Annotated in this window: 17 protein-coding genes; 3 read left to right on the top strand and 14 right to left on the bottom strand. The window is 71.5% G+C overall.

What is annotated here, in order from left to right:
• Positions 1 to 483: 483 nt before the first annotated feature.
• From ABD831_RS20610 to ABD831_RS20645, 8 genes are all read right to left on the bottom strand, one after another.
• Positions 484 to 2,313 carry an ABC transporter substrate-binding protein gene (locus ABD831_RS20610; protein WP_344951377.1) on the bottom strand — a complete coding sequence of 610 codons (1,830 nt, stop codon included), beginning with the start codon at positions 2,311 to 2,313 and terminating at the stop codon, positions 484 to 486.
• A gap of 124 nt (positions 2,314 to 2,437) precedes the next feature.
• Positions 2,438 to 2,851 (bottom strand): hypothetical protein, encoded by a 414-nt coding sequence (locus ABD831_RS20615; protein ID WP_142175055.1) that lies wholly within the window; start codon positions 2,849 to 2,851, stop codon positions 2,438 to 2,440.
• Positions 2,852 to 2,928: 77 nt separating this feature from the next.
• Positions 2,929 to 5,331, bottom strand: a complete 2,403-nt coding sequence (locus ABD831_RS20620) for an ATP-binding cassette domain-containing protein (RefSeq protein WP_344951385.1) — start codon at positions 5,329 to 5,331, stop codon at positions 2,929 to 2,931.
• Between the two features lie 117 nt (positions 5,332 to 5,448).
• Positions 5,449 to 6,183 (bottom strand): glutamine amidotransferase, encoded by a 735-nt coding sequence (locus ABD831_RS20625; protein ID WP_344951388.1) that lies wholly within the window; start codon positions 6,181 to 6,183, stop codon positions 5,449 to 5,451.
• Entirely contained in the window at positions 6,180 to 6,908 is a 729-nt protein-coding gene (locus ABD831_RS20630; protein WP_344951391.1) for an esterase family protein, read from the bottom strand. Before ABD831_RS20630 ends, ABD831_RS20625 begins: the two co-directional genes overlap by 4 nt.
• 24 nt (positions 6,909 to 6,932) lie before the next feature.
• The gene (locus ABD831_RS20635) at positions 6,933 to 8,084 is read right to left on the bottom strand and encodes an alpha/beta hydrolase-fold protein (protein WP_344951394.1); all 1,152 of its coding nucleotides are present in this window, start codon (positions 8,082 to 8,084) and stop codon (positions 6,933 to 6,935) included.
• Positions 8,081 to 9,007 (bottom strand): type 1 glutamine amidotransferase family protein, encoded by a 927-nt coding sequence (locus tag ABD831_RS20640; protein WP_344951397.1) that lies wholly within the window; start codon positions 9,005 to 9,007, stop codon positions 8,081 to 8,083. Before ABD831_RS20640 ends, ABD831_RS20635 begins: the two co-directional genes overlap by 4 nt.
• A 10-nt stretch (positions 9,008 to 9,017) precedes the next feature.
• Positions 9,018 to 10,247, bottom strand: a complete 1,230-nt coding sequence (locus ABD831_RS20645) for an ATP-grasp domain-containing protein (protein ID WP_344951400.1) — start codon at positions 10,245 to 10,247, stop codon at positions 9,018 to 9,020.
• A 152-nt stretch (positions 10,248 to 10,399) separates the two neighbouring features.
• On the opposite strand from ABD831_RS20645, the gene ABD831_RS20650 reads away from it, so the two are divergent.
• Complete coding sequence (locus ABD831_RS20650) at positions 10,400 to 11,077, top strand: HdeD family acid-resistance protein (RefSeq protein WP_344951403.1); 678 nt, start codon at positions 10,400 to 10,402, stop codon at positions 11,075 to 11,077.
• 82 nt (positions 11,078 to 11,159) lie between these two features.
• On the opposite strand, the gene ABD831_RS20655 is transcribed toward ABD831_RS20650, so the two are convergent.
• Positions 11,160 to 11,525 (bottom strand): YciI family protein, encoded by a 366-nt coding sequence (locus ABD831_RS20655; protein WP_344951406.1) that lies wholly within the window; start codon positions 11,523 to 11,525, stop codon positions 11,160 to 11,162.
• Positions 11,526 to 11,642: 117 nt separating this feature from the next.
• Between ABD831_RS20655 and ABD831_RS20660 the strand changes: the two genes are divergently transcribed.
• Positions 11,643 to 12,242, top strand: a complete 600-nt coding sequence (locus tag ABD831_RS20660; protein WP_344951409.1) for a class I SAM-dependent methyltransferase — start codon at positions 11,643 to 11,645, stop codon at positions 12,240 to 12,242.
• Between the two features lie 46 nt (positions 12,243 to 12,288).
• Here ABD831_RS20660 and ABD831_RS20665 read toward each other — a convergent pair whose 3' ends face one another.
• The 4 genes from ABD831_RS20665 to ABD831_RS20680 are packed head-to-tail and all read right to left on the bottom strand — an operon-like array spanning position 12,289 to position 15,723.
• Positions 12,289 to 12,903 (bottom strand): response regulator transcription factor, encoded by a 615-nt coding sequence (locus ABD831_RS20665; RefSeq protein WP_344951412.1) that lies wholly within the window; start codon positions 12,901 to 12,903, stop codon positions 12,289 to 12,291.
• A complete protein-coding gene (locus ABD831_RS20670) occupies positions 12,900 to 13,988 on the bottom strand; it encodes a sensor histidine kinase (RefSeq protein ID WP_344951415.1) in 1,089 nt (362 codons plus the stop codon). The genes ABD831_RS20665 and ABD831_RS20670 overlap by 4 nt, the downstream gene beginning before the upstream one ends.
• The gene (locus tag ABD831_RS20675) at positions 13,985 to 14,731 is read right to left on the bottom strand and encodes an ABC transporter permease (RefSeq protein ID WP_344951418.1); all 747 of its coding nucleotides are present in this window, start codon (positions 14,729 to 14,731) and stop codon (positions 13,985 to 13,987) included. Before ABD831_RS20675 ends, ABD831_RS20670 begins: the two co-directional genes overlap by 4 nt.
• Positions 14,728 to 15,723, bottom strand: coding sequence for an ABC transporter ATP-binding protein (locus ABD831_RS20680; protein WP_344951420.1), 996 nt, complete (start codon positions 15,721 to 15,723; stop codon positions 14,728 to 14,730). Before ABD831_RS20680 ends, ABD831_RS20675 begins: the two co-directional genes overlap by 4 nt.
• A gap of 99 nt (positions 15,724 to 15,822) precedes the next feature.
• Between ABD831_RS20680 and ABD831_RS20685 the strand changes: the two genes are divergently transcribed.
• Entirely contained in the window at positions 15,823 to 16,266 is a 444-nt protein-coding gene (locus ABD831_RS20685) for a hypothetical protein (protein WP_344951423.1), read from the top strand.
• Between the two features lie 105 nt (positions 16,267 to 16,371).
• On the opposite strand, the gene ABD831_RS20690 is transcribed toward ABD831_RS20685, so the two are convergent.
• Entirely contained in the window at positions 16,372 to 17,388 is a 1,017-nt protein-coding gene (locus tag ABD831_RS20690; protein ID WP_344951426.1) for an LLM class flavin-dependent oxidoreductase, read from the bottom strand.
• Positions 17,389 to 17,436 lie beyond the last annotated feature (48 nt).

Consider the following 17,436-nt stretch of genomic DNA (forward strand, 5'->3'; position numbering starts at 1 on the left):
ACCAAAGGATAATTCGCCCAAAACACAACCCGACCACCAGAACGATGGACCGAGCCACGCCTCGAGACGAGGTAATTGGCATCGATTTTTGACACGCTGTTGAGTTCTCAAGAATCGGACACACACCTTCACCCGGCTCTGTGAGCCAGCCTCAGGGGCATTCCTTCAAAGTTATCCCGCCTCAAGCTTGGGAGTCAAAAGCCGCGAAACGATCTTCAGACCGCGCAGCTCGACCCGCTTGGTTCAGCGGTTCTTGCCCTCCAAGGCTACCCGATCAACTCGAGTGCCTCGGACCATCTCGCCAACCCCGGGACCGGCCAACTTCGCTCGCGATCACTCGCTCCGCGGTGGCGTCCGTTCCTCCCTGTCGGGCTGACGAAGAGAACATTACATGGGGCCTCCCGGATCGCATAATCCGGCCGAGGCCGTCCTTGGGACCGCCTCCAGCGCTGCCCGAGAAGGTCGCCCGTGGCCTCAGCGGGCTCAGCGGATGCGGGCGAGATCGAGCGTCCACACCGGGTTGCCCGGCACCGTCTTGACCCGGTCGCCAGTCGCAAAGCGCGTGGAGGGCTGGACGAGGGGGACGAACGGGCTCCGCTCGTTCATCGCGAGCTGCCACGCGGCATACGCCCCCGCCCTGTTGTCCCCCACGGACTCCCGCGCGGCCTCGGTGAGGTCGTCGACGACCTGGTCGGTGCCGCGTGCCCAACCGGCGCGCGAGCCGACGAGCTCCCCGGGTGCGAAGGCGAGGTAGTTCTCCGGGTCCGGGAAGTCCGGGCTCCATCCCCACAGGCTGAAGGCGCTGCGCCCGGACCGGTAGGCCGCGAGCGCCTCCGCGGCCGGCGCCGGGTTGAGCTGCACCTTGATGCCCACCTCGGCGAGCTGCGAGCGCACGGCCACGGCGAGCGCGCTCGTCGGGATGCCCTGGATCGGCAGGTCCGCGGCATACGACAGCGGGATCGGCTGGCCGCGGTAGCCCGAGCGCCGCAGCGCGGCCTTGGCGGCCCCGACGTCGCGGGCGGGCACGAGCGGCAAGGTCACGACGGGGGTGGGCATGCCGTTGGCCCCCGTCGTGACGGCCGGGCTCGGTGTCGCCGGAGCTCCCGTGGACGACGGGGACGAGACGCCGGGGGAGGAGGACGACGAGGTGGCGGACGAGGGGCTCGGCGTCCCGGTGCCGACACCCCCGGTGGAGTCGGTCGCCGTCGGCGTGGGCGACGGCGCGAGGTCCTCGAGCGCGCCCACGATCCCGGCGGGGATGAGACCTGCAGCAGGGGTCGATCCGGGTGCGGCGCGAGCCAGGGCCTCTCTGTCGAGACCCCGGCGCACCGCCTCGACGAAGTCGGGGTCGGCGGTCCACTGGTTGAGGGCCTTGTTGCGCGCGAGGGCGAGGTAGACGAGCGTGCTCGAGCGCATCGTCGTGACCGTGGCCGGCGGGACCTTCGACCCGGCGTCGACCTTCTCGGCCTGACTCGGGGAGAGGTCGAGGGCGACGTCGACACCGCCGGACTGCAGCTCGGAGAGCTGCCGCTTCGCGTCGAGGTTGCGCACGACGAGCTCGGGGAAGGCGGGTTTGGTGCCCGTCCACAGCGGGTTGGCCTTGAGCCGCACCTCCGACGAGCCTCGCACGCTCTCGATGACGTAGGGGCCCGAACCCGCCGAGTGCTGCGACAGATAGCCGCTTGCGGTGTCGCCGGGGCCGATGGTCCCCCCGTGCGCCTTGACCGCCGTCGCGTTGAGGATGCCGAAGGCCGGGTTGGCGAGGATCGCCGGGAGCGCGAAGTTCGAGCCGGTCGAGCTGAGTGTGAAGGTGCGGTCGTCGACCTTGGTGATCGAGACCGTGCCGATGATCGACGAGGCCGGACCGGAGAGCCCCTTGGCGCGCTCGAGGGTGAAGATGACGTCGTCCGTCGTCACGGGCGACCCGTCGGAGAAGACGAGGCCCTTGCGCAGCCGCAGCGTGAGCCAGCGGCCCTCGGGCGAGAGCGTGTACTCGGCGATGCCGGGCACGACCTTCGTCGGGTCGACGGGGTCGAGGGTCGTCAGCGTCTCGTAGAGGGCGTGCGTCAGCATCGAGCCGCTGCGGTCGAACTGCCGCGTCGGGTCGAGCGTCGAGTGGTCGAAGACGGCACCCAGGACGAGCGGGGCCGATGCCGTGGTGGGGGCCGGCGTCGTCGTGGCTGCGCCCGGTGTCGTACCGCCGGTGGGAACGGGCGTCGCCGTGCTCGTCGGGGCGCTGGTGCAGGCAGCGGTGGCCAGCGCGAGCACGCCGACCGTCGCCACCACCGTGGGGCGGACGAGACGTCGGCGCATGGACTTCCTTCGGGGGCGCCCGGCCGGGACTGGACCCAGGCCGGGCTCGGGGCGGCGGCAGGAACGAGGAGACGGCAGGTGGCACCGCCGGCAACCCGGAGCACCCCTGTCCGTGGTCCGGAGTCTAGCCGCCGGCGCCCGCCGCCGTGCCCGCCTGCTCGGCCGTCGGCGCGAGCACGAGATAGGCCTGGGCGACGAGGACGACACCGATGGCCACCCACTTCCCGGTGGGCAGCTCCACGCCGTAGCGCCAACGGTCGACGAGGACGAGTCCCACCTGCAGCATGACGACCCAGCCCATCGTGACGAGGGCGAGCTCGGCGTACCTCAGCGACGACGCATACACCCAGAAGAGGACGAGGAAGGCGCCCGCGCCGAGGACCAGCGCGCGGATGCTGCCGTTCTCGGCCCACTCCTTGGCGAAGACCGCGCCGAGCAGGTCGAGCCCGGCGAGGCAGACCATGGCGATCGTCGCGACGACCGGGACCGGCCAGGCCTCGGGCGCCTTGATGAGGGGGAACACGTCGGTCACGCTCATGAGGCGTCCTTCCGGGGAGGGGCCCGACCCCACGGACCCTTCCCCTCAGAGGGCGCCGTCGACCGCGCTGATACGCCTCACGCTCCGACGTAGGTGGCCAGGTGCTCGCCGGTCAGGGTCGAGCGGTCCGCGACGAGCTTCGCGGGTGTCCCCTCGAAGACCACGTTGCCGCCGTCGTGGCCGGCGCCCGGACCGAGGTCGATGATCCAGTCGCCGTGCGCCATGACCGCCTGGTGGTGCTCGATGACGACGACCGACTTGCCCGACTCGACGAGGCGGTCGAGCAGTCCCAGCAGGTTGTCGACGTCGGCGAGGTGGAGGCCTGTCGTCGGTTCGTCGAGGACGTAGACGTCACCCTTCTCGGCCATCTGCGCGGCGAGCTTGAGGCGCTGGCGCTCGCCGCCGGACAGCGTGGTCAGGGGCTGGCCGAGCGTCAGGTAACCGAGGCCCACGTCGGCGAGCCGGGTCAGGATCGTGTGGGCGGCCGGGGTCTTCGCCTCGCCCTCTGCGAAGAAGTCCAGCGCCTCGGTCACCGGCATCGCGAGCACCTCGGCGATGTTGCGTCCGCCCAGCTCGTAGTCGAGCACCGCGGCCTGGAAGCGGCGCCCCTCGCACTCCTCGCACGTCGACTCGACCGTGGCCATGACACCGAGCTCGGTGTAGATGACGCCGGCGCCGTTGCAGGCGGGGCACGCGCCCTCGGAGTTGGAGCTGAAGAGCGCCGGCTTCACGCCGTTCGCCTTCGCGAACGCCTTTCGGATCGGCTCGAGCAGGCCGGTGTAGGTGGCCGGGTTGCTGCGGCGGGAACCCCGGATGGCGCCCTGGTCGACGACGACGACCCCGTCGCGCTTGGCCAGCGACCCGTGGACGAGCGAGCTCTTGCCGGAGCCCGCGACGCCGGTGACGACGCACAGCACCCCGAGCGGGATGTCGACGTCGACGTCGCGCAGGTTGTGCGTCGACGCGCCACGGATCTCCATCGCGCCGGACGCCTCGCGCAGCGCGTCCTTGAGGCTGACCCGGTCGTCGAGGTGGTGACCCGTGACCGTGTCGCTGCGACGCAGCTGCTCGACGGTGCCCTCGAAGACGACCTCGCCGCCGCCGGTGCCGGCACCCGGTCCGAGGTCGACGACGTGGTCGGCGATGGCGATGGTCTCGGGCTTGTGCTCGACGACGAGGACCGTGTTGCCCTTGTCGCGCAGCTGGAGCAGGAGCGAGTTCATCCGGGCGATGTCGTGCGGGTGCAGCCCGATCGTCGGCTCGTCGAAGACATAGGTGACATCGGTGAGGGACGAGCCGAGGTGCCGGATCATCTTCGTGCGCTGAGCCTCTCCGCCGGACAGGGTGCCGGCCGGCCGGTCGAGCGAGAGGTAGCCCAGGCCGATCTCGGCGAACGAGTCGAGCAGGTGCTGCAGCCCGCGCAGCAGCGGCGCCACCGACGGCTCGTCGAGCTCGCGCAGCCACTCGGCGAGGTCGCTGATCTGCATCGCGCACAGGTCGGCGATGTTCTTGCCCCTGATCTTGGAGGACAGCGCCTCCTTGGACAGGCGGGTGCCGTTGCAGTCCGGGCAGGTCGTGAACGTGACGGCGCGCTCGACGAAACGCCGCACGTGGGGCTGCATCGCGTCGAGGTCCTTGGACAGCATCGACTTCTGCACCTTGGTGAGGACGCCCTCGTAGGTGAGGTTGACGCCCTCGACCTTGATCTTCTCGGGCTGGCCGTAGAGCAGCTTCTGGCGCTGCTTGTCGGTGAACTTCCCGATGGGCTTGTCCATGGGCAGGCCGGCGCCGCTGAAGATGCGGCCGTACCACCCGTCCATGCTGTAGCCGGGGACGAGCAGCGCTCCCTCCGCGAGCGACTTCGTCTCGTCGTAGATCGCGGTGAGGTCGAAGTCGTTGATCGCCCCCATCCCCTCGCACCGTGCGCACATCCCGCCCTGGTAGACGGCCTCGCGGACGATCGAGGTCTCCTGCCGGTTGCCGCGGTCGGTCTTCATGACGCCGCTCGCGACCCGCGTGGGCACGTTGAAGGCGAAGGCGGTGGGCGGGCCGATGTGCGGCGTGCCGATGCGGCTGAAGAGGATCCGGAGCATGGCGTTGGCGTCGGTCGCGGTGCCGACCGTCGAGCGCGGGTTGGCGCCCATCCGCTCCTGGTCGACGATGATCGCCGTCGTCAGGCCCTCGAGGAGGTCGACGTCCGGGCGTGCCAGCGACGGCATGAAGCCCTGGACGAACGCGCTGTAGGTCTCGTTGATCATCCGCTGCGACTCGGCCGCGATCGTCGCGAAGACGAGCGAGCTCTTGCCGGAGCCGGAGACGCCGGTGAAGGCCGTGAGGCGGCGCTTGGGCAGCTCGAGGCTGATGTCCTTGAGGTTGTTCTCCCGCGCGCCCTGGACGCGGATCGTGTCGTGGACGTCGGCGGGGTGGGACTCACGCGAGGCGGCCGGTGCGGTCCTGGTGGCGGCGGTCTTCGTCTCCATGCGACGTACGCTACGACGCCGCGGCCGCCCGCGGGTGGCGACGTCGTGTGCACAGTTCCCGACGTCGAGGTTCCGTCGGGACGTGGGCACTCGAGGGGGTGGGGTGGGACGTGCCGCTCAGCCGAACTCGGTGACGAACCGGCGCAGCACGTCGTGCGCTGCCGACACGTCGGCGGCCTCGACGACCTCGATGATCGCGTCCTGCTCGTCCGGGCGGAAGTAGCCGAGGTGGGCGTAGGCGCGGATGCGCTCGACGAAGGTCTCGACCTCGAGCTCGGGATGGAACTGGGTGACCCATGCGCACGGCCCGACGCGGTAGGCCTGCACCGGGCACGCATCGCTCGTCGCGACGACCACGGCGCCGGGAGGGGTCTCGGTGGCGGCCTCCTTGTGGCCGACGAAGGCCGCGAACGTGTCGGGCAGGGCGCCGAAGATGCGGTCCTCGCGGCCGGCGTCCGTCACCCGCACCGTGGTCGTGCCGACGGGCTCGCCGTACGTGCGGTCGACGACGCCGCCGAGCGCGAGGCTCGTCGCGCCGACGCCGTAGCAGAGCCCGAGGTAGGGCACCTGCCGCTCGACGAGCTCGCGCACGAGCACGGTCAGCTCGTCCTCGACGCGCCGCTCGGTCGGCGACTTCGCGGAGTCGGGCTCGCTCACCGTGAACGGGCTGCCGCCCAGCACGACGCCGGAGTATGCCGTCACGTCGAGGGGCAGGACGGGCCCCTGCTCGAGGCGGTGCTGCACCACGGCGTCCTCGCGCAGGCCGGTCAGCCGCAGGAAGGCGGCGCGCTCCTGGACGGCGAGCGTGTCGTCGACCCGCGTGGTGAGGAGCAGGAAGGGGCGTCCCGTCACGGCAGCAGGTCGTCGAGGTAGAGCGGCAGCATCTCCCACCAGGTGGGCCAGTCGTGGTCGTAGGACGGGCCCCAGTCGTCGACCCGGTTGGGGATGCCCTTGCTGCCCAGCACGTGGGCGACGGCACGCGACTCCCCGACGTCCTCCCACCGGCCGCTGCCCGAGGCGAGCACGACCATCCGGGTGCGCAGCACGTCCAGGGCCGGCCCCTCGAGCCCGGGCAGGAAGCGCAGCGGCGAGCTGAAGTAGAGGTCGTCGTTGACGTGGCCGTCGAGGAACCGCTCGATGGCATACGTCCCGCTCATGCAGACCGCGGAGTGCACGAGCTCGGGATAGCGGCACGTGATCGCGAGGGCGTTGAAGGCGCCGATGGACGAGCCCGCGACGGTGACCGGGACGTGGTGGCCCCCGAGGTCCGAGTGGATCGCGGGGATCACCTCGCGGGCGATCGTCTGGTGGAAGGCGTTGAACAGGGCCAGACGGTCCTCGACCGAACCGCGGTGCTGGGCCAGGGCCCGGCCGGCGACGCTGTCGACGGAGTAGACCTTGGCGCGACCCGAGGCGATGAGGGGCTCGAGGTGGGCGATCATGTGGTGCCGCTCGACCTCCTCGGCATCACCGCCTGCGGTCGGGAAGAGCAGCACGGGGGCGCCGTAGCTGCCCCACCTCGCGACGCTGATGTCCTGGCCCAGACGGTCGGAGTACCACCGGTCGGTCACCTTCATGAGCTGCCTGCCCTCTCAGTTGCTTCACTCGTAGACGAACTTCTGGGGTCCAGGGAAGAGCCAGGACAGGCCGTCGCCGAGCCGGTCGCGCCAGTTCTCCCAGTTGTGGCCGTCGCGCGACTCGGTGTAGCGCACCGTCATGCCGGTGTGACGGAAGACCGGCACCATCGACCGGTTCGGGGTGATGAGCGGTTCGTAGACGCCGCAGGACATGAAGATCCGGTCGACGACGGCGGACGGCTTCTCGCGAAAGCGGTTGACGAACTTCACGACCGGGTCGAACGCCGGACCACCGCCGTGATCGAAACCGATGTCGGTGAAGACCAGCGACGCGGACTGCAGCATCAGGGAGCCGAAGAACCCCGGATAGCGCACGGCCGTCGAGAGCGACGCGATGCCGCCGAACGAGCTGCCCATGAGGCAGCGCGCCTCGGGGGCGTCGATGAGGGGCAGCCGCTCGGTGAGGAGCGGAACGAGCTCGCGTGCGACGAACCGGGCGTGCGGGGCGTGGTTGGGATACTCCCTGAGCCGGTCGCGCGGCGGCACGAAGACCGCGACGAGCGGGTCGATGTCGAGGCGGTGGATGAGGTTGTCGAGGACGGTCTTCATCGCCGCGAACTCGAGGTAGTCGGTGCCGTCGTGGACGACGAGCAGCGGGTAGCGCTGCGCCCGGTTGAAGCGGGCCGGCAGGTAGATCTGGACCGGCTGGTCGCGGCGCAGGGCCTTGCTGCGGACCTGCTCCTCGACGAGGGTGCCCGGGCGTGCCTCCGGGTCGAAGGCGACCCACTCGGGCACGCGGTAGCCGATCGCCGCGCACACCGACGACGACCCCATCGGGCTGTGCGCCAGCCGCGGGTTGAGCGGGTCGTTGAAACGCTCGTAGTGCTCGCCCTTGCGGATCTCGATCTGGTACTCCACCCGCGACCCCTCGGGAAGCACGGTCGTGACCGACCACAGGTCGGACTCGCCGATCCGCTTGAGCGGCAAGGGGTCCGGCAGCCCCACGACGCGGTGCCGGACCCACACCTCGTCGACATCGCCGCGGTAGAGGAAGGTCGCGCGCTCGCCCTCGATGATCGGGCAGCCGTATCGCTCGACGAAGCGGTCGATGGTCGGGCCGTCGAGGGGCATGCGCTCGCGCAGCAGGTTGACGGCGAGACGCTCCATGGCGCTCATGCGACCCCCACCACGGTCACGTGTCCCGTCCGGTCGAGGACTCGAGCCCCGGCCGGGAGGTCGGTGACGCCGTCGGGGAAGCGCACGACGGCGCCGTCGTCGAGGAGCAGCAGCTGGTGCTCCGCGAAGCGCCTCGCCAGGACCGACATCCGCGCATGGTCGTCGAGCCGCAGGCGCCGCTTGGCGTGCGGCAGCGCGATGACGCCCGGCAGGCGACCGAGCCCTCTGTCGTGCACCTCGGCCGCCGTGACGCCGAGCGGGGTGAAGTCGTGGAAGAGCACGACCTCGTCGGTCAGTGCCATCGCCCCCGCCGACCAGGCGACGACGGTCTGCTCCGGCCGGAGCGTCACGTCGAAGAAGCGCAGCGTCCACAGCAGCGTGCGCACGTTGCCGCCGGCGATGACGACGGCGTCGCACTCGTCGAGCACCGCCCCGATCTCGCCGCGGTGCCAGCCGACGGTGCCGCTCTCGTCGGGCGCGGCGGTGGCGCGGGCCGCGCGGTAGAGCTCGTCGAGCTGGCCGGCATACCACCGGTCGACCTCGCGGACGGCCTCGATGGCGGCGTCCTCGGCGACGGGTCCGACGGCGTGGAGCGAGGTGCGGTGCGAGACCGCCTGCACGGCATCGATCGCAGCCTGCAGGCGGATGCCGTAGAAGGCGCGCAGCTCGTCCATGCGGTCGCGGAACACCAGTGCCGCCGCGGCGATCTGCTCGTCCTTGACGAGCACGTCGAGCATCCGGTGGTGCAGCCTGAGGTTGACCCCGCGCCCGTCCAGGTGGCCGGCGAGCTCGGCGTCGTCGGACTCGCGCTCCTCCCAGCCGGAGTTGACCATCGCGATGCGCCCGCTGATGTCGAGGGAGCGCACGGTGGACCCGACCGTCGTCGTGAACCGTTGGGGCCCAAGGAGAATCGTCGTGGACATGGACGGGCGCTCAGCCCGCGTGCATGCGGATCGTGCGGCCGACGTCGTCGAGCATGGCGCGCGCCGTGTCGAAGTCGGGGTGGCGCAGGCGCACCCACGCGTTGGCCATGTAGCCCGCCTCGACCGCCTGGGTGCCATGACCCACCGGCGGGAAGTAGCCGTCGATGACCCACTCGCCGTAGCGCGACTGGATCTCGTCGATGCCGGTGTAACCCGTCACCGCGCCGTCGCGGTCAGGGCGCAGCGCGACGATGCCCGCGGCATACGTGCGCCTCATCTGCTGCTCGGGCGCGCGGTGCGTGATGACGTGCGCCCACTCCCGGTAGACGTCGACCTCGTTGGCGGCGGAGTAGACGTCCCACGCGCCCACGCCGGGCGGGCGGGCGCCGATCTCGCTGAACTTCAAGCCCTTCGGGCCGTAGAACCACTCCATGTGCGTCGCCGACGTCTCGATGCCGAGCGCCTCGATGACACGGCGCCCGAGGTCGCGGACCTCGGCGTAGAAGGCGTTGCCCGGCTCGTCGATGCGGTTGGTCGTGATGAACTCCGGAGAGATCCACCGGTGCCGCATCGCCTCGAGCACGTTCGGGTAGTAGTGCGTCGCCCAGTCGTGCACGACTCGGCCGTCGAGGCTGATCGTGTCGTAGAAGCCCTCGTGACCCTCGACGAACTCCTCGATGGCGATCGAGCTCGCACCCTCGCGGGCGTAGCCCTGCAGCGCCTGCTCGAGCTCGGCGTCGCTGTCGACCCGGACCGTGCCCTGCGCGCCGGCGCCCGCGCGCGGCTTGAGGATGAGGGGGTAGCCCTCGCGCTCGGCGAAGGAGCGTGCCTCGTCGGCCGAGTCGACGGCCGCGCTTGCAGCCGTGGGGACCCCGGCCTGCCGCAGCGCCTCCTTCATCGACGGCTTGTCGCGGCACAGCCACGTCGTGCGCACGCTGGTACCGGGGATGCCGCACGCCTCGCGCACCTGCGCCGCCGGCATCGTGTGGGCCTCGACCGTCGCCTCGAGGGCGTCGATCCACACCTTGCCCTGGAAGTAGCGCACCGCCTCGATCATCTGGTCGACATTCGTCACCGAGCCGACGCGGTAGTAGCCGCGGAGTGCACCCAGCACCTCGTCGCCGAGGTGCGCCTCGTCGGTCTCACCGATGCCGTAGACGTTCGCGCCCACCGAGGCGAGCGCGTGCACGAAGCGGCGCTGGTTCGCCGGGAACGACGGCTCCACGAAGATGATGTTCACCCCGCCGACGCTATCGGTCCTCCGGAAGGGTTGCCACGGACGGACGTATGCCGTCGGGCGGGTCGCACCCGAAAAGCGGGCATCCGCGGCGGCGGAGGGTGAGACTGGTGCTGTCGCACCTCGGGCAGCACCTCACCCCTACGGAGGAAGACATGTCGAGCACCGTCCCGAACCCAGCGTCACCTGATCCGGCCGACCCCTCGTCGCAGCAGCCGCGGACCCGGCGCGAGGCGACGAGCACCTGGTCCGCAACCGCCACCTCGTCCGGCTGGTCCGGCGCCCTCATCGCCATGGGCATCATCTCGGTCATCCTCGGCGTGCTCGTGCTCGTCTGGCCGAAGGCGACGCTCCTCGTCGTCGCGATCACCTTCGGTCTGCAGCTCATCGTCGCCGGGGCCGTGCGCCTCTCGGTGAGCCGTGACCTGCCGAGCGACCCGGGTTGGCTCAAGCCGGTCTCGATCGGGCTCGGCGTGCTCTCGATCATCGCCGGCATCATCTGCCTCTTCCGACCGGGCACGTCGCTCCTCGTCATCGCGATCTTCATCGCCGTCGGCTGGATCGCCGAGGGCATCGCAGCGCTCGCGCAGGGCTTCGGCTCGGACCGCACGACCGGCGCACGCGTCTTCCTCATCGTCATGGGCGTCGTGTCGATCCTCGGCGGCCTCATCGTCGCGATCTTCCCGGGGTCCTCGCTCGTGGTCCTGACCCGCATCGCCGGCATCGCGCTCGTCGTCATCGGCATCGTCGAGCTCGTCGTTGCCTTCATGGCCCGGCGCGCCGCGGGAACGGGTGCGGGCACGGGCAGCACGGCGGCGCCCAGCCCGGCCTGACGGCATACGCCGCCTGACGGCACACGGCGGCGTGGAGGTCCGCTCCCCTCGGCGGGGGCGGACCTCCACGACGTCGGCCCGGTCAGGCCTGCGGCACGTCCTCGAACTCGTGGATGCGGCGCACCTCGACCGAGACCTCCGTGAAGAGGGACATGAACCGCTGCGCGAGCTCGACCGCCTGCTCCTTGCTCTCGACGTTGACGACGGCGAAGCCACCGACGACCTCGCGGGCCTCGGTGAACGGGCCGTCGGTGACCGTGACACCGCCGCCCTCCGTCTTGCGCAGGACCGCGCCGTCCTTGCTCTGGGTGACGCCCTCGGCGGCGAGCAGCACGCCGGACTCGGCGCACTCGGCCATGAAGTCACCCATGGCCGCCTGGAACTCCGGGCTGGGGTTCCAGGCCTCCGGGCGGGACTCGTCGATCTTGTGGATCATCAGGTAGCGCATGGGCTCTCCTTGCCTCGTGTGCCGGGTCTGTCCCAGCCTCCACCACGACGTCGATCGGTGTCGCCCCGACTCGACACGTCGCTTCCCGAATGACCTGCGATGGTTAGGTTGGCCGTCATGAGCGACGTCGCGGGCCGGCTGGTGGACTACTACGAGCGGGAGATGGCCGAGCGCGCCACCCGGCCCCGCGGCGAAGAGCGCGAGCGGCGTCTCGCCGCCTTCCTCGACACGGTTCGCCGGGAGGGGTTCACCTCGGTCGTCGAAGTCGGATGCGGCGCGGGGCGCGACGGGGTCGTCATCGCGCGGGCGGGGGTGGCGTACACCGGCCTCGACCTGACCCCGGCCGCCGTCGAGCTGTGCCGGGGTCTCGGGCTGGACGCGCACGTCGGCCGGGCGACCGAGCTGCCCTTCGAGAAGGACGCCTTCGACGCCGCTTGGACGATGAGCACCCTGATGCACCTGCCGGGTGACGAGATGGTGACCGCGCTCGCCGAGCTGCGACGGGTGGTGCGGACCGGCGGGCTGATCGAGGTCGGCGTGTGGGGCTCCGACACGAGCGGCGAGTGGACCGACGACGGCGGACGCTACTTCCGCAGCCGCAGCGACGACGAGCTGCGCGGCCTGCTGGCCGCCGTCGGTGAGGTCGTGGCCTTCGACACGTGGACGCACTTCACGGACGGTGGGCACTACCAGTGGGCACGCGTCGTGGTCGCCTGACCCGGGCTCGAGAAGGGGTGCGCGCGTTCGAGAGGCGGAGCGCCGGTCAGAGCCAGCCGCGGTCCTGGGCGACGCGGGCAGCCTCGGCGCGGGTCGACGTGCCGGTCTTGCCGATGGCCGAGCTGAGGTGGTTGCGGACCGTGCCCTGCGAGAGGTGGACGACGGCGGCGATGGCCGCGACGGTGCCGCCGCGCAGCGCGACGGCGAGCACCTCGCGCTCGCGCTCGGTCAGCGGGTTGGCGCCGTCGACGAGCGACTCGGTGGCGAGCGAGGGGTCGACGACGCGGAGGCCGGCGTGCACGCGGCGGACGGCCTCGGCGAGCTGGCGCGCCGGGGTGTCCTTGACGACGAAGCCCGACGCGCCGGCCTCGAGGGCTCGCCGCAGGTAGCCAGGCCGGCCGAACGTCGTCACGACGAGCGTGCGCACGCCGGGTAGGGCGTCGCGGACGGCGGCAGCCGCGGCGATGCCGTCGGCGCCCGGCATCTCGATGTCGAGCAGGCACACGTCCGCGCCGGACGCCCGCGCCGCGGCCACGACCTCGTCGCCGCGACCCACCTCGGCGACGACCTCGAGGTCCGGTTCGAGGGCGAGCAGCGCGGCGAGCGCCCCACGCACGAGGGCCTGGTCGTCGGCGAGCAACACCTTGATCGTCCCGCTCACAACGTCACCTCCAGCACGGTCCCGTGGCCCTCCGGGCCGGTCTCGATCGCGAGCCGACCGCCCGCGGCCTCGACCCTCTCACGCAGCCCGCGTATGCCGTTGCCCTCGGGTCGCCCGTCGATGCCGCGTCCGTCGTCGCGGACGGTGAGCCGGTTCGTGCCGAGCTCGACCGAGCAGGCGTCGGCGTCGCTGTGGCGCACGACGTTGGTCGTCGCCTCACGCAGCACCCAGGCCAGCACCGTGCGGTGGCGGGGGTCGACGACGTTCGGGTCGTCAGGGACGTGCGCCTCGATGCCGGCGCCGGCGAGGGCCGTTCGTGCGGAAGCCAGCTCGTCGCCGAGACGCGCGACGCGCAGCCCGCCGACGGTCGCCCGGATCTCGGCGAGCGCCTGCCGGCTCAAGGTCTGGATCTCGGCCAGCTCGCCCTTGGCGCGTTCCGGGTCGAGGTCGACCAGGCGCTCGGCCAGCTCGGCCTTGACGGTGACGACGGTGAGCGAGTGGCCCAGCACGTCGTGCACGTCCCGGGCCACGCGCTCGCGCTCCTCGACGATGGCGAGGTCGCGCGACATCCGCTCGTACTGCTCTCCGCGATCGGCGACGAGCCGCACGCCACCGGTCATGACGCCCACGGCGAAGACGATGATGGCGACGCTCCACGTGCCCTCGCCCGGGTCGGTGACGACGGCTGCCGCACCGGCCACGACCGTGGCCGCCACGCCGATCGCGATCGCCGGGACGATCGGCAGCGCGAACATCGCGAAGGCCACGACGAACGGGAGGAAGCCGAGGCTGCTGGCGCCGATGAGCAGGGCCGAGCCCACCGTGCAGCCGAGCAGGAGCGCGAGGTAGGCCACGGCACGGCGCCGGCTCGACGCCCCACGTCGGCCCATCCGCTCGAGGTGCGAGGAGCCCCTGACGTAGGCCACGGCGAAGACGACGACGAGCACGAGCCCGACGACGACCTGCCAGACCGGGCGCGGAGTCGTGACGAGGGCGAGCACGGGGAAGACGAGGAAGACGAGCCAGACGCCCCGCACGATCCACCCGTAGCGCTCCCACGGGTTGCGCTCGGGCGCCTGGGTCACTGGCGCTCCCGGCCCCGGCGCACGAGAAGCACGGCGAGGACTCCGAAGATCGCGAGCCAGGCGAGCACGTTGACGACAGGCAGCCACAACGGGTCCTGCGACCCGTCGGGCAGGTAGCCCTCGGTCAACGGATAGCGGGCCAGCGCGGCATACCCGTAGAGCGGGGTCAGCTTCGCGAAGGAGAGGAGCGCCCCCGACAGCGGGATGAAGAGGTTGCCGAGGAAGGCGAAGATGACGAGCGTGCCCGCCGCCGCGCCGACCGCGGCCTCGGAGCGGAACGCGGTGCCGATGAGCAGGCCGTAGAGCGCGAAGACCGACGACCCGACGAGCACGAGCGCGGCGCTGAGCGCCCACGCCTGCGGCGAGCCCTTGGCGCCGGTGGCCACCCCGAGCGTGAAGGTGAGCAGGACCGGCACGGCCGCGACGGTCATGGCGATGAGCGCCTTCATGGCGATGTAGGAGGAGTCGGCCAGCGGGGTCAGGCCGAGCTGACGGCCCCAGCCCTGCTGGCGCTCGACGGCCGCGTTGCCGCCGATGCTCGTCGTCGCTGTGACCGCGCCGTAGGCGGCCATGCTGATCATGACGTACATCGCGACGTTGCCGTTGCCGATGCTCGCGTCCTTGGCGTCGACGGTCGCGCCGAAGATGAGGTAGAAGAAGGCCGGCAGGACGGCGGTGAAGAACATGCCGCTCCAGTCGCGGGTGATCCGCCGCATCTCGAGCAGCGTGAAGGTGGCGTTCATCGGGCGAGCTCGCTCTCGAGATCGGGGGTGGCGGCGGTCCGGTCGTCGCCGGTCAGGGTCATGAAGGCCTGCTCGAGGCCGGCGGTGACGATCTCGAGGTCGGTGCCGTCGAGGTCGAGCATCAGCAGCCGGGCCACCGCGTCGGAGTCGGCGGCCGTGACGACGACACGAGTGCCGCGCTCCTCGACGCTCCGCACTCCTGCGACGGCGCGCAGCCGCTCGACCGACGACTCGACCGACCCTGCCGGCAGGGTCGCCGCGACGGTGCGGCCGCTGGCCCGGGACCGGATCTCGGCGGTCGTGCCGTCCGCGACGATGCGCCCACCGGCGATGAGGACGATCCGGTCGGCGAAGGCGTCGGCCTCCTCGAGGTAGTGCGTCGCGAAGACGACGGTGCGCCCCGCACTCGCGTCGGCGTGCATCGTGTCCCAGAAGGCGCGCCTGGCCGTCACGTCCATGCCGGCCGTCGGCTCGTCGAGGATGAGGAGGCGCGGGTCGGGCAGCAGGGCCAGGGCGAAACGGAGGCGCTGCTGCTCACCCCCCGAGCACTTGGACACGCGGCGGTTCGCCAGCGACCCCAGCCCGGCGCGGTCGATCACCTCGTCGACGGGGGTGCTGACGGCATACGTCGACGCGATCATGCGGACGGTCTCGCGCACGGTGAGGTCGCGCAGCAGGCCTCCCGTCTGGAGGACGGCGGACACGGAGCCGGCGACGACGGCCTCGCGGGGACGGCGGCCGAAGACCGCGGCCGAGCCGCTCGTCGGCTCGGTGAGCCCGAGCACCATGTCGAGCGTCGTCGTCTTGCCGGCCCCGTTCGGGCCGAGGAAGGCGACGACCTCGCCGGGCTCGATGCGCAGGTCGACGCCGTCGACGGCGCGGACCTCCGTGTCGTGCGACCCGCGTCGGGGCGGGAAGGTCTTGACGAGCGAACGCAGCTCGACCGCCGGCGCCCCCGAGGTGCCGGCGACCGAGGAGTGTGTGATGGTCATGGGCCACTCTCCCGTGGCGCGGCGCTCCCCGTCACCAGCAGGCGTCACGTCCTCCCCATGACAGGTGTCACGGAGGCCCGGGCCCGACAGACTGTGGTCATGGCCGACTTCGAGGTGCACCTCGACCCGTCCCTGCCCGCACCCGAGGCGTGGAGGCGCATCCTCGACCTGCGCGCGCACACGGCCGTCATCCCGCTCACGACCGTCACCGGGGACGCGATGGTCGCGGACGACCTCGTCGACGGGTCACGCTTCGTCGCCCGCACCAGCCTCGGCCCGGTCGGCTTCGACGACGTCATGGTCGTCGACAGCATCGTGCCGCCCATCGGGACGACGGCCGGCAGTGCGCGGATCCGCAAGGAGGGCAGGGTGGTTCGGGGCTTCATCGAACTCGTCGTGACACCGACGGAGGCCGGGTCGAGCGTCCGGTGGCGGCAGCACATCGGCGTCCGGGGTGTGCCGGCGATCCTCGACCCCGTCGTGTCGAGGATCGCCCGGGCCGCCTACGGTTCGACCCTGCGCCGGCTGCTCGCCCGCGGCTGAGGACCCCGCGCGGTCCCTCGCGACACACGAAGTGCCGCGCGGGGGCGGACCGTGTGCGTGGTCACCCCACGCCGCACGGACGTGGTGCGTCCTGCGGGACCGCCGTCAGCGCCAGCCGAGCTCGGGCGCCACGTGCGTCAGGAGGCTCTCGATGACGTGCGCGCTGTAGTCGACCCCGAGCTGGTTGGGCACGGTGATGAGCAGGGTGTCGGCGGCCGCGACCGCCTCGTCCTCCGCGAGGTCACGCACGAGCTGGTCGGGCTCGCCGGCATACGTCTTGCCGAAGCGCGCCGTGCCGCCGTCGATGATGCCGACCTGGTCCTGGCTCGCCGACTCGCGGCCGAAGTAGGCGCGGTCGACGTCGCTGACGATGGGAAAGACGCTGCGGCTGACGGAGACTCGCGGCTCACGCTCGTGGCCGGCCGCCGTCCACGCGTCCCGGAAGCGCTGGATCTGCTCGGCCTGCAGGCGGTGGAAGGGCACGCCCGTGTCCTCCGTGAGGAGGGTCGAGCTCATGAGGTTCATCCCCTGCTCGGCCGTCCACTCGGCGGTGGCGCGGCTGCCGGCGCCCCACCAGATGCGGTCGCGCAGACCGGGCGAGTGCGGCTCGACGCGCAGCAGGCCGGGCGGGTTGGGGAACATCGGCCGCGGGTTCGGCTCGGCGAAACCCTTGCCGGACAGGACCTCGAGGAAGACCTCGGTGTGCTGCCGGGCCATCGCGGCGTGGTCGCCGTCGGTCGGCTCGTAGCCGAAGTAGCGGAAGCCGTCGACGACCTGCTCGGGTGACCCACGGCTTATGCCGAGCTGGAGCCGGCCGCCGGAGATGAGGTCTGCGGCGCCCGCGTCCTCGGCCATGTAGAGCGGGTTCTCGTAACGCATGTCGATGACGCCGGTGCCGATCTCGATGCGGCTCGTGCGAGCGCCGACCGCGGCCAGCAGCGGGAACGGCGACGCCAGCTGCCGGGCGAAGTGGTGCACCCGGAAGTAGGCGCCGTCCGCGCCGAGCTCCTCGGCGGCGAGCGCGAGGTCGATGGACTGGAGCAGGGCGTCGGCCGCCGACTGCGTCCCGGAGTGCGGGGAGGGGTTCCAGTGCCCGAACGAGAGGAATCCGATGTTCTTCACGTGCGGTCAACAACCGTGGTGCTGGCGCTCTTCCCGGGCCCCGGGCGA

The organism is Terrabacter ginsenosidimutans, assembly GCF_039539425.1.
Taxonomy (GTDB): domain Bacteria; phylum Actinomycetota; class Actinomycetes; order Actinomycetales; family Dermatophilaceae; genus Terrabacter; species Terrabacter ginsenosidimutans.